2 protein-coding genes are annotated in these 1,359 nt (G+C 71.9%); one reads left to right on the top strand and one right to left on the bottom strand.

Features of this window, described 5'->3' with window-relative positions; all coding sequences use genetic code 11:
• The coding region (locus AB0M20_RS43780; protein ID WP_364307429.1) for a sugar kinase at positions 1-828 on the bottom strand (828 nt) is incomplete at its 3' end.
• 123 nt (positions 829-951) lie between these two features.
• Here AB0M20_RS43780 and AB0M20_RS43785 point away from each other — a divergent pair.
• The coding region (locus AB0M20_RS43785) for a PfkB family carbohydrate kinase (RefSeq protein ID WP_364307431.1) at positions 952-1,359 on the top strand (408 nt) is incomplete at its 3' end.

Here is a 1,359-nt window from a genome sequence, read left to right on the forward strand (position 1 = left end):
GGCCGCGGCCCAGGCGACCGACTCCTCCATCGACCGCCCGCTCAGCCGGGCCGCGAGGAACCCCGCGTTGAAGCTGTCCCCCGCTCCGGTGGTGTCGACGACGTCCACCGCCCGGCCCGGCGCGCTCACCGAGCCCTCGGGCCACCACGCCCGGGCGCCCCGTGCGCCGTCCTTCATCACCACGGTGGTGCCCGTGCTCAACAGCTTCCCGGCCGCCACGGCCAGGTCCGGCTCGCCGGTCACCGCGCGCAGCTCGGCCGCGTTCGGCAGGAAGACGTCGGTGTGCGCGAGGATCTCGGTGATCGAGTCCCACCGCTGCGTCGGATCCCAGTTGGTGTCCAACGAGGTGGTCAGCCCGGCGCTGCGCGCCCGGGCGAAGACGCCCGCCAGGCCGTGGGCCAGCTGCGGCTGGAGATACAGCGATGCGACGTGCAGGTGGCGTACGCCGGACAGGTGCTCGTCGGTCACGTCGCCGGGCCGCAGAGCCGGAATCGTACCGGGCAGCGTGAGGATCGCCTTGTCGTCCACTTCGGACAGAATGACGCTGATCCCGGTCGGGGTGCCCGGATCCGCCGCCACCTCGCGCAGCTCCACCCCGCGCTCGCGCAGCCAGCCACGGGTCACCTCGCCGAAGACGTCGCCGCCGATCGCGGTGAGCAGCCCGGTGCGCAGGCCGAGCCGCGCGCAGCCGGCCGCGGTGATCGACGCCGAGCCGCCCAGCACGAGATCGGCCGCGGTGAGCAGCTGCTCGACCTGTCCGAAACGCGGCCGCACGTCGCCGCGCAGCAACAGATCAGGGTTGGCGTCACCGACCACCAGAACATCCACGTCCACTCCTCCTCTTGCGCAAACGAACATTCTGGAATGCTCGAATGCCGCGAATTGCCGCTGGCAGGCACCATACGCGCACAAACGGCTGTTGACAGCTGAGCGTTCGATCAGTTGGTATCCATGGCGATGATCCTTACCGTCACGTTGAATCCGGCGCTCGACCTGACCTACGAGGTCGACGCGCTGGTGCCGCACGCCACCCATCGGGTGACCGCGGTGACCGAGCGCCCGGGCGGCAAGGGCCTCAACGTCGCGGCGGTGCTGCACGCGCTGGGCGAGTCGGTGCTGACCACCGGACTGCTCGGCGGCGCGACCGGCGACAAGGTGGCGGATCTGCTGGCCCGCGACGGCATCCCGTCGTCGTTCCGTCCGATCGCGGCGGACACCCGGCGGACCGTCGCGGTGGCCGACGGCTCCGACGCGACCGGGTTCTGGGAGCCGGGGCCCGCGGTCACGGCCGGCGAGTGGCGCGACTTCGTCGCCCACTTCCGCGGGCTGGTGCCCATGGCGAGCGTCGCGGTGCTGTGC

The sequence above is a fragment of the Actinoplanes sp. NPDC051633 genome (assembly GCF_040681735.1).
In the GTDB taxonomy this organism is placed as follows: Bacteria; Actinomycetota; Actinomycetes; order Mycobacteriales; family Micromonosporaceae; genus Actinoplanes.